This window comes from Holophagales bacterium, assembly GCA_016719485.1.
Lineage (GTDB): Bacteria > Acidobacteriota > Thermoanaerobaculia > UBA5066 > UBA5066 > UBA5066.
This window is the reverse complement of record JADJZB010000007.1, coordinates 115369-124841: the sequence shown is the minus strand read 5'-3', so window position 1 is coordinate 124841 and position 9473 is coordinate 115369. Positions and strand designations below refer to the sequence as shown.

The 9473-nt window shown below is 70.2% G+C and carries 8 protein-coding genes and 2 pseudogenes; 1 reads left to right on the top strand and 9 read right to left on the bottom strand.

What is annotated here, in order from left to right; genetic code table 11:
• Window positions 1–219 (bottom strand): hypothetical protein (locus IPN03_06410; protein MBK9373357.1); only part of this gene is annotated, 219 nt, incomplete at its 3' end.
• Between the two features lie 422 nt (window positions 220–641).
• Window positions 642–746, bottom strand: coding sequence for a hypothetical protein (locus IPN03_06405; protein MBK9373356.1), 105 nt, complete (start codon window positions 744–746; stop codon window positions 642–644).
• A 1301-nt stretch (window positions 747–2047) separates the two neighbouring features.
• On the opposite strand from IPN03_06405, the pseudogene IPN03_06400 reads away from it, so the two are divergent.
• Window positions 2048–3698, top strand: a pseudogene (locus IPN03_06400) (S9 family peptidase).
• Between the two features lie 86 nt (window positions 3699–3784).
• Here IPN03_06400 and IPN03_06395 read toward each other — a convergent pair.
• The 7 genes and pseudogenes from IPN03_06395 to IPN03_06365 form a co-directional block, all read right to left on the bottom strand.
• The gene (locus IPN03_06395; GenBank protein MBK9373355.1) at window positions 3785–4093 is read right to left on the bottom strand and encodes a hypothetical protein; all 309 of its coding nucleotides are present in this window, start codon (window positions 4091–4093) and stop codon (window positions 3785–3787) included.
• Window positions 4094–4360: 267 nt separating this feature from the next.
• On the bottom strand, window positions 4361–5167 hold the full coding sequence (locus tag IPN03_06390; protein MBK9373354.1) for a hypothetical protein: 807 nt from the start codon (window positions 5165–5167) through the stop codon (window positions 4361–4363).
• Between the two features lie 52 nt (window positions 5168–5219).
• Entirely contained in the window at window positions 5220–5405 is a 186-nt protein-coding gene (locus IPN03_06385) for an SHOCT domain-containing protein (GenBank protein MBK9373353.1), read from the bottom strand.
• Between the two features lie 271 nt (window positions 5406–5676).
• A complete protein-coding gene (locus IPN03_06380; GenBank protein MBK9373352.1) occupies window positions 5677–6231 on the bottom strand; it encodes an SPFH domain-containing protein in 555 nt (184 codons plus the stop codon).
• 63 nt (window positions 6232–6294) lie between these two features.
• Complete coding sequence (locus tag IPN03_06375; GenBank protein ID MBK9373351.1) at window positions 6295–6522, bottom strand: hypothetical protein; 228 nt, start codon at window positions 6520–6522, stop codon at window positions 6295–6297.
• Between the two features lie 303 nt (window positions 6523–6825).
• A pseudogene (gene acs, locus IPN03_06370) lies at window positions 6826–8791 on the bottom strand (acetate--CoA ligase).
• Window positions 8792–8908: 117 nt separating this feature from the next.
• Window positions 8909–9460 (bottom strand): sigma-70 family RNA polymerase sigma factor, encoded by a 552-nt coding sequence (locus IPN03_06365; protein ID MBK9373350.1) that lies wholly within the window; start codon window positions 9458–9460, stop codon window positions 8909–8911.
• Between the last annotated feature and the right edge of the window lie 13 nt (window positions 9461–9473).

Here is a 9473-nt window from a genome sequence, read left to right as displayed (position 1 = left end):
CCCATCCGGTAGGCGACTCCTCGGGCACGCCACCTTCAGCCCATGCCGCTCCTCGATCGCCTGCATGAAGTTCGCAGCCTGCAGGAGCGACGCGTGCGTTCGATGCCAAAGCCACGCCACGCCCCGGCCGAGGACCTCGACGGCCTGCAGGTCGCGCATCTCGAGGTAGACCCTGTTCGTCGATATAAAAAAACGCGCGGCCAGGGCTGGGGTTTTCATGGCGATGTGGAGGACGCTGTCCCGTAGGAGTAGAGGCCGGTGACGGCTGACCGGAAGGCCCTGCTGACTTCGCCGGCTTCTCCTCGGGCTGATCGCCTGGCCGCCGGTCCCGAACTCCCGCACGACGCCGTACGGCTCAGGGTCGCGGACATGACGAGCAGTTTCGTCGCGCCCGCCGTCCAACTGCAGCGGACTGCTCCGGAGAATCCGTGCTGTAGAAGATCTTGTCGCCGAGGGCGAGCACGGCCCGCTCGAACCGACGGGAGTCAGCCGATGAAAGGCCTGGGCGAGACCGTCGGGAGCTCGGCTGAGCGGCGTAGGAGATCGACACGCCGGGCAGGCTCCCGTCGCCCAGCACGCGGCGGAACCCTCCTGCTCGTGCGGCGTCGTGATGACGAGGACGTCCCCGGACCCCGCGAGCATCAGCGTCGTCGAGGCAGGTAGTAGATCATCGGCTTGTCGTAGACCGGCACGAGCTGCTTGCTGACGCCGCGGGTCACGGGGAAGAGGCGCGTGCAGGAGCCCACAAGCCGGGATGGTTCCCTTCAATGTGACTCCTCGGCGCTGATCTTAAGCGGTCTCGCCGGGCTCGCGGCTCCCCGCTTCGGCGGACAGGGGCCGAGCGCTAACGTGCTCTCAAGCGGGCCTTACCCGCACGCATCACTTCCCCCTGGACGGGCTGCGGGGGCTGGCCATCCTCGCGGTCATCCTCTACCTCGCCCTTCGAACCCGTAAGGGCCTCGTCCAGGAAGCGATCCTAGGAACAGCCCGGCACTGGTGGGCGGGTGTTGACCTCTTCTTCGTTCTCTCCGGGTTCCTGATCACTGAGATTCTCGTCCAGTCCCGCGGGGCGAGAACTACTTCCGCGTCTTCTACACTGGCGCTGCCTCCGCATCTTCCACTCTCTACTACGCCTCCTCCTCCTCTCGTCCTCCTCTTCCACGTGTCAGGACGGGAGTCTCTGTGGGGCTGGCTCTACGCGCCTCGAACGTGAAGATGACGATCGCAGGGTGGCCCGCAGCGCCCTCTCCCATTTCTGGTCCCTCGCCGTCGAGGAGCAATTACTACCTCAATCTGGCCGTTCGTCGTCTCGCTCCTCCGCGCCGCGCTCTCGCCGACGCCTCTGCGCCAGCCTGGTCCTCCCTCGTCCCGGCCGCGCGGGTGGCGGGCTTCCTCCTCGGCGTGCCGGACGTCGGCCGCCTCTACGTCCTGACCCGTTCCGCCTCGACAGGCTCGCCGGGAAGCCTCCTGACCCTCGTCGTGCCCCGGCTCCCCGGGCGCGGCGGTACGTCCTCACGCCCCTCGCAACGCTCTTCCTCGCCGCCCTCGCCACCGGGCTCGTCATCCGGATCCGCGGGCGATGCCTTCTGAACGCCGCCGATGCTGACGCTCGGCTTCACCTGCTGCGGTCGCCTTCGCGGCACTCGTCTTTCTCTTGATCGCGCTCCCGGAGACGCTCCTTCCGCGCCTCCTCGAGTGAAGCCCCTGCGGGCCGCGGGGAAGGTCAGCTACGCCATGTACGTCTTCCACTGGCCGGTGACGTTCGCCCTGCGGAAACGAACTGTGGCAGCCATCTGCCGGCGCCGCCGGATCAGGCGAAACTGCCTCGCCGTCCTCCTCGGGAGGCGTCGCTCCTGGCCGCTGTCTCATCAAGTTCCTGGAAGGGCCGTGCCTGGCGCTCAAGGGACCGTCGGCTACCCCTCTACCGGGGATCAGGTCAGAGGGTAGGATTCAAATGCTCCGCCAGAAACCTCCTCCTGACCCTCGCCCTCCGGGGCGATCCTCGCCGTACGCTGCCGCTGGCCGCCGCCGAGACCCACCCTTCTCCATCCACGACATGCTCGCCATGGACCGCATCTCAGACGCCCAGGTATCCCCCGACGGGACGCAATTACGTTCGTCCTCCAGTTGACGAGCCTCGCGCGAACCAGGGGCGGGACAAACCTCTGGCTCCTCGACCACGAGGACGAGAGCGTCCGCCGCCTGACGACGCACGAGGCCGGCGACGGGAACCCGCTGGGCGGCGGACGGAAGACTGTTCTTCTCTCCGGCGCGCGGCGGATTGCAGCAGGTCTGGAACCTCCCGCTCGCCGGCGGGGCCGAGGCGGTCACCTCAGAGCCGCTCGACGTCGACAACCTCGAGGTTGCTCCGGCGGCAGGCTCCTCGTCCTCTCGTTGTCTTCCCCGGGAAGAGCGCCCCTCCGAGGCGAAGGCGGCGCTCGACGCGAAGGGCGCGGTGAAGTCGAGCGGGATGCTCTTCGACCGCCTCTTCGTCCGCCACTGGGACACCTGGAAGGACGGGCGGCGCAACCACGTCTCTCGTCCCGCCTCGGCGCCGACGGAAAGCCCGCCGGCCCCGCGAAGGACCTGATGCCGCAGATGGACGCCGACGCCCCGACGAAGCCGTTCGGCGGCCTCGACGACACCGCCGTCACCGCCGACGCGAAGAAGCTCGTCTTCACCTGCAAGGACGTCGGCCGCGAGGAAGCCTGGTCGACGAACTACGACCTCTGGAGGTCCCGACGGATGGCTCGCCGCCCCGAAGCGGATCACGACGAGCCCGCCTGGGACGCCACGCCTTCGGTTCTCCCCCGACGGAAAGACCCCTCGCGTACCTCGCCATGAGCCGCGGCGGCTACGAGGCCGACCGCTTCGAGGTCGTCCGCGACCTCGCGACCGGCAAGGACCGCTCGAACACGCCTCGCGCCGGGACGGGAAGAACGACGACCGCTCGCCGGCCGGAATCACCTGGTCCGGCGACGGGAAGTCGCTCTACGCGACGGCCGACCACCTCGGCCAGAAAGCCCTCTTCGCGATCGACGCCGCGAGCGGAAAGGCGAAGATCCTCGCCGCCGACGGCTCGATCGACGCCCCGCAGCCGCTCGGGAAGGACCGGATCCTCTTCTCGCGCCACTCGCTCTCGGGCTGACCGAGCTCCGCGATCCCGGTCGCGGGGCGCCGTCGAGAAGCTGACCTCGATCAACGACGCGAAGGTCGCCGCGGCCCGCTTCGGTAAGCCCGAGCAGTTCAGCTTCAAGGGCGCCAAGGGCGACACCGTCTACGGCTACATCGTCCACCCCGTCGACTTCGACCCGGCGAAGAAGTACCCCGTCGCGTTCCTGATCCACGGCGGGCCGCAGGGCTCCTTCGGCAACGACTTCCACTACCGCTGGAACCCTCAGGCCTACGCCGGTGCCGGCTACGCGGCCGTGATGATCGACTTCCACGCCTCGACCGGCTACGGCCAGGCGTGACTACGTGAAGAACTGGAAGACCCCGACGCTCGTCATCCACGGCCAGAAGGACTACCGCGTCGTCTACACGCAGGGATCTCGACGTTCACCGCGCTCCAGCGCAAGGGATTCCGAGCAAGCTCCTCATCTTCCCCGACGAGAATCACTGGGTCCTCAAGCCCCGCGAACTCGCTGCAGTGGCACGACACCGTCATGGGCTGGCTCGGGGAGTGGTTGAAGAAGTGAACCGCCGAGGCACGGGCCGGCACGCGGCGGAGCCTGAACGGCCTTCCTTCGAGCGCCCGGCGAAAGCCGGGCGCTTTGTTTGAGTCTCAGCCCTCGTCGAAGAGCGGAACGTCGAGTCCTGCGATCGACTCCCGAAACCCGCGGAAAGCCGCGCGCGCTTCGTCGACGGCGCCGACGGCGCGCCGCAGGTCGTCGTCCCAGCGATCGAGGAGCGCCTGGAGCTCCGGCGACAGCGGTGACTCCTGGGCCCCGGGCAAGAACGAGCCACCGCTCTCGGGGACGAGCGCGTCGAGAGCGCGGCGAAGCTCCTCCGGCCCGTCCTCTCCGGCGGAAGGAGAAACTCGCAGCGCCGCTGCGCGCGGACTCCCTGTCCGGAGCGTGGCGAAGAAGGCCAACCGCTGCCGGCACTCCGCCTCGGTCCTTCGGAAGTCCGACGTAGAAACACCGGGCCAGCTCGGGACGAGCTCCGGCCGCTTCGACGGCCGCCTCGTCGATGAAGGAGAGGAGCGTCTCGGCCGGGTAGTGGAAGCCCGTTCCGGTCACCTTCCTCCGCGCGAGGAGGAGCGCGAACGCGAGCGCCGGCCCGCTGAGATAGAGCATCCGGTGGAGGAGGATCTCCCCCATCACCGCGTGGTGCGGGAAGTTACGCTGGAAGATCCAGTTCACGGCCAGCAGGCGGTCGTCGCCGTGTCGTCGTCGCCGCGGCGGTGGGCCAGCTCGGCCGCGTCGAGGAGCATCTTCAGCCCGGTGCCGTCGCCCAGCCCGAGGGCGAAGACGAGCGTCGGCGGGACCGCCCGCTCGAAGACGAACGGCTCGATGGCCCGCAGCGTCGCGTTGCGCAGCTCTGCGCGCCCCTCGCAGAGGAGCTTTCCGATGAAGTCGGCGATCGGGACCTGGAGAACCGGCGCTGCGTCGCACGCGACGCGCAGAAGAGACGGCAGCAGGCGCGCGGCCGTGGAGTTCACGAAGATCCATTCTTCGAACCGGAGCGCGAGCGCGACGCGCCGGTGGAGGTCCGCCTCGTTCACGAAGCGGTAGACGAGCTGCTCCGTCCGCGGGTCGTCGTCGGACTCTTCGGGACCCGGCCGCTCGTCCGGGCTTCGACGGCGAGGGATCGCCCGTGCCGGGTCGGGGAGCGGAGCCCAGAGGCGCCTCTCGAGCCGGCAGTCGGACCCGCACGACGGGCAGTCGACCCGCTCGGCGTCGTGCTTCCACTCGAGGAAGTCGCCGCAGCCGGGGCAGAGCGTCCGCTCGACAGTGCTTTGCCGGTAGCCCATCGAGCGGACCCACGGGACCGACGGCGACGTTCCGCCGGCCTCGGCCGCCGCCGCATCGAGGTAGAGGCGCAGCGGCGCCCCCTCCACCTCCGGCTCCACTTTCCTGAGGCGCCGCTCGAGAACGGCGAGCGAGCCGCAGAAACGGCACGTCACCTCGGGAACGTCGTCGTCCAGCTCGAGGGCGTGCCGCACGCGGGGCAAAGCCCGCGCTTCGTCCGGAAGAGAACGCGCGGCAGCTCCGCGCTCAAAGGCGCTTCAGCCACTCGGCCTTCTTGGCCTCGTACTCCTCCTGCGTGAGGGCGCCGACGTCGAGAAGCTCCTTGAGCTGCTTCAGCCGGACGACCGGGTCGACGTCCGCGGCGGCCGGCGCGCCCCCCGCCGCCGCGGCCTCGGGCCGGAGCATCCCCTGCATCATCTGCGGGACGAGCATCGCGGCGCCAAGCGAGACGCCCGCGTCGAGCGCCGAGCCCCCGCCGCCCGCCGCGCCCACGTTCGACGCGAGCTCCCCGAGCGCGTCGGTCGTCCCACCTCGCGGTAGCTCGTCCCCGCCTGCTTCAGGGCGGTCGCCCCCGCCGCGCGGGCCTCGAGGTCGTACTGCGTTCCCTTCGCCTTCGCGAACGCCTCCGAGGCGATCCTCGCGTTGCCGTTCAGCGTCGCCTGGATCTCCTCCGTCGTCGTGACCGAGTTCACCGAGAGGTCGGTCAGCTCGAGGCCGAGCGCGGCGAACTCGGGCCCGAGGATTGCCCTGACGCCCGTTCCCAGCTCTCGCGTGAAGCGCGGCAGCTCGACGAAGGGCCTGCCGAGGACGCGAGCGCGTCGGTGAGGGCCGAGACGAGGTACTGCGCCCGCAGGAACTCCTCGAGGTCGCGCTGGCGGAAGACGGGCCGGCTGCCGACGACTTTCGGGACGAAGACCGTCGGGTCCGAGACGCGGATCGCGAAGCGGCCGTTCGCGCGGACCGGGATCTGGAGGAGGACGGGGTCGGGAATGTAGACCGGCTCCGGCGTTCCCCAGCGCAGGTCGCGGAAGAGCTGTCGCCCGACGAAGACGACCTCGGCGCGGAACGGCGACGCGCCGTCGAAGGCGAGTCCCGCCACGAAGCCCGTCAGGCCGGCCACGGTCTGCGTCGTCAGGACGTGCCGCCCCGGCTCGAAGAGGGCCATGGCGCGTCCGTCGCGCAGGAAGAGGGCGCACTGCCCCTCGCGGACGACGAGCTGCGAGCCCCAGCGGATGACGGCCGGGCCCTCTGCCGGCACGCGGGCGGCGAGGATGTCGCCTGTCGCGTCGACGAGCTCGAGGGATGTCGGCGAGGTCGGGCATCACGTCACCTCCCGCAGGGCCTCGGCGCGGCGTTGAAGGGCCGACTCGGCCTCCGACACGACGGCGCTCGCGCGGTCGAGGGCCGCGAGGTCGACGGCGGCCGGAAGGCGCTCCGACTCCTCGACGACCTTCTCGCACGCGTCCCGGACCTGGAGGTCGAAGGCGTACAGGCGATCCAGGTCCGCCGCGTCCACCGCCGCGGCGTCGAAGAGCGCCGCGTAGCCCACGGGGCGTGCCGGACTGCGTCGGCGAGAGCCGCCACCCGCCGGGAAAGCGCATCCAGCGGATCGAGGACGTCGAAGCGTCCGGTCCGGGCGCACGCGGCCGTCCGGCGGTCGAGCGCGGCCCGCGCGAGACCGAGCCTTCCGGCGACGGCGAGCCGGAGAGCCTGGTCGCTCTCCCGCCTCTTCTCCCTGTCGGCATATCCCGCGTAGCCCGGAACGAGCGCACCGAGCCGGTCGAGGAGCGACTTCACGGCTTCGCTCACGGGAGGGCCTCTCTGACGGGGACGCAGCGACGCCCTTTCACGATCAATCCGCCAGCGTCGAGAGGTCGCCCGGGTCCTCGCCCATCTCCACCGCCTTCAGGTAGCGCCGAACGATCTTCCCCGAGCGCGTCTTGGGAAGCGTCGTCCGGATCTCGATCTCCGACGGCTGCGCGATCGGCCCGAGGTCCTGGCGGACGTGGTCCTTCAGCGACGCGATGAGGCCGGGCCCGGTCTCGACTCCCGCCTTCAGGACGACGAAGGCCTTGATCCGCTCGCCCTTCAGGGGGTCGGGGAGGCCGACGACCGCGCTCTCGGCAACGGCCGGGTGGCGGAGGAGCGAGCCCTCGACGTCGGCCGTGCCGATGCGGTGCCCCGCGACGTTCAGGACGTCGTCGGCGCGGCCCAGGACGGCGAACCAGCCGTCCTGGTCCCGCACGGCGATGTCGCCCGCCGCGTAGAAGCCGGGGATCTGCTGCCAGTACTTCTCGTACCGGGCGTAGTCGCCCCAGACGGTCCGGAGCATGTAGGGGACCGGCTTGCGCAGGACGAGGAGCCCTCCCTGGCCGTCCGGGAGCTGGTTTCCCCTGCGCGTCGACGATCGCCGCGTCGACGCCGGGTATCGGCTTTCCGACCTTCCCCGGCCGCGCCTCGAACGTCGGGAGCGTTCCGAGGACGGGGGCGGCGATCTCCGTCTGCCAGAAGTTGTCGACGACCATCCCCTTCGACTGCCCCACGAGGTGCTTCTGGCTCCAGAGGTGCGCCTCGGGGTTGAGCGGCTCGCCCGCGCAGGCGATCAGGCGCAGGCGCGAGAGGTCGTACTTGGCGGGCGCCTCGGGGCCGTGGCTCATCCACATCCTCACCGCCGTCGGCGCGGTGAAGAGGAGGTTCACGCCGAAGCGCTCGCAGAGCTCCCAGGTCACCTCGGGGTTGGGCCAGTCGGGCACACCTTCCCGGCAGAAGACGGTCGCGCCGACGGAGAGCGGCCCGTAGACGATGAAGGAGTGGCCGACGATCCAGCCGATGTCCGACGTCGACCAGTAGATGTCCCGCTCGCCGATCTGGTAGAAGGCCTTCGAGAGCCAGGTGACGCCGACCATGTAGCCGCCCGTGGTGTGGACGACCCCCTTCGGCTTCCCCGTCGTCCCGGACGTGTAGAGGATGAAGAGCGGGTCCTCGGCGTCCATCGGCTCCGGCGGGCAGTGGATCTCGTTCGCGTTCTGGATGTCGTAGAAGTCGTGCTCGCGCTCGCTCTCGAACTCGTAGGGCGCGTCGCCGACGCGGGACCCCCGCCGGTGGACGATCACGTGCTCGACGAAGACGAGGTCGCGGACCGCCTCGTCGATCGTGGGCTTCAGGGAGATCTTCTTGCCGCGCCGGAAGGTGAAGTCGGAGCAGACGATCGCCTTCGCCTGGCAATCGACGATCCTCGACCGCAGGGCCTGCGTCCCCATCCCGGCGAAAACGACGGAGTGGATCGCGCCGATCCGGGCGCAGGCGAGCATCGTGATGATGCCCTCGGGGACGAGCGGCATGTAGATGATGACGCGGTCGAACCGGCCCACGCCGAGGCGCTTGAGCGCGTTGGCGAAGCGGTTCACCTCGCGGTAGAGGCGGCTGTAGGTGTAGGTGTGCTCCTCGCCGTCCTCGCCGACCCAGATGAGGGCCGCCTTGTTCCGCCGGTCTCCGTACACGTGCCGGTCGATGCAGTTCGCCGAGGCGTTCAGCTTCCCGCCGAGGAACCACTCGTGCTTCGGCAGGTCGAACCGGAAGACCTCGGAGAAGGGCTCGATCCAGTCGACGAGCTTCGACTTCTCCTCCCAGAAGGCCGCCGGGTCGGCCGCCGCGTGCGCCCTCTCCACGGCGTCGTTGCTCATGTGCGCCTGCCGCGCGAGCCAGATCGGGGGCGCGATGACGTTCGAGTCCGTCGCGAGCCTCGAGATCGCCGCCTGCTGCGACTCGCTCAGATCGAGCTTCGCCCCGGTGGGGACACCCGGCTTCTCCGCGCTCATCGTCGCCTCCTCCCCGCGCCGCGCACGGGACCGTTCCTCCGATGGATCCGGGGATGATAGGGCGAGCGCGCCCGGACCCGAAACGCGTTTACGCGCTTCGGCTCCTGGCGGCGGATTTCAGCCTCCGGGACCGGGCGGGCCGCAGGTGCAGTCGGTGCAGCCCTTCGCCGCGCACGACGAGCAGGTCGAGACGAGCCTCTTGCGGAGCGCCTCGCGCGCGCGGTGGACGCGGACCGCGGCGTTGTTCGGCGTGATCCCGGCCTTCCCGGCGAAGTCCTTGAGGGAAAGCCCCTCCACTTCGACACCGCGCAGGGCCTCGGCGTACTCGGGCTTCAGGTCCGAGGCGATCCGGCCGACGCAGCGGCAGACCTCCCGCGCCAGCTCCTCGTCCCTCGCCTCCCCCTCCTGCTCCGCCGCGAACGCCGCCATCGCGCGCCCCTCGGAGGCGCTGCGCCGATGGTGGTCGACGAGGGCATTGCGGAGGACCTGGTAGAACCAGGCCACGGCGGAGGAGTCCTCGCGCAGGCCGTGCGCCTTCGTCACGGCCCGCGCGAAGGCCTCCTGGAGGATCTCCTCGGCCACGGCCCGGTCCCCCGTCCGCTTCGCGAGGAAGGCGAGAAAGCGCGGGTACTCCTCCGCGAGGGCGACGACCGGGTCGGGGCGGGCCACCCGCGCATTCTGC

What these genes read in the sequence shown, in the direction of transcription:
- IPN03_06385 (MBK9373353.1), bottom strand. Translation starts at nt 5,405, where the DNA reads ATGCTCGTCCCGCAGATGATGCAGGGGATGCTCCGGCCCGAGGCCGCG.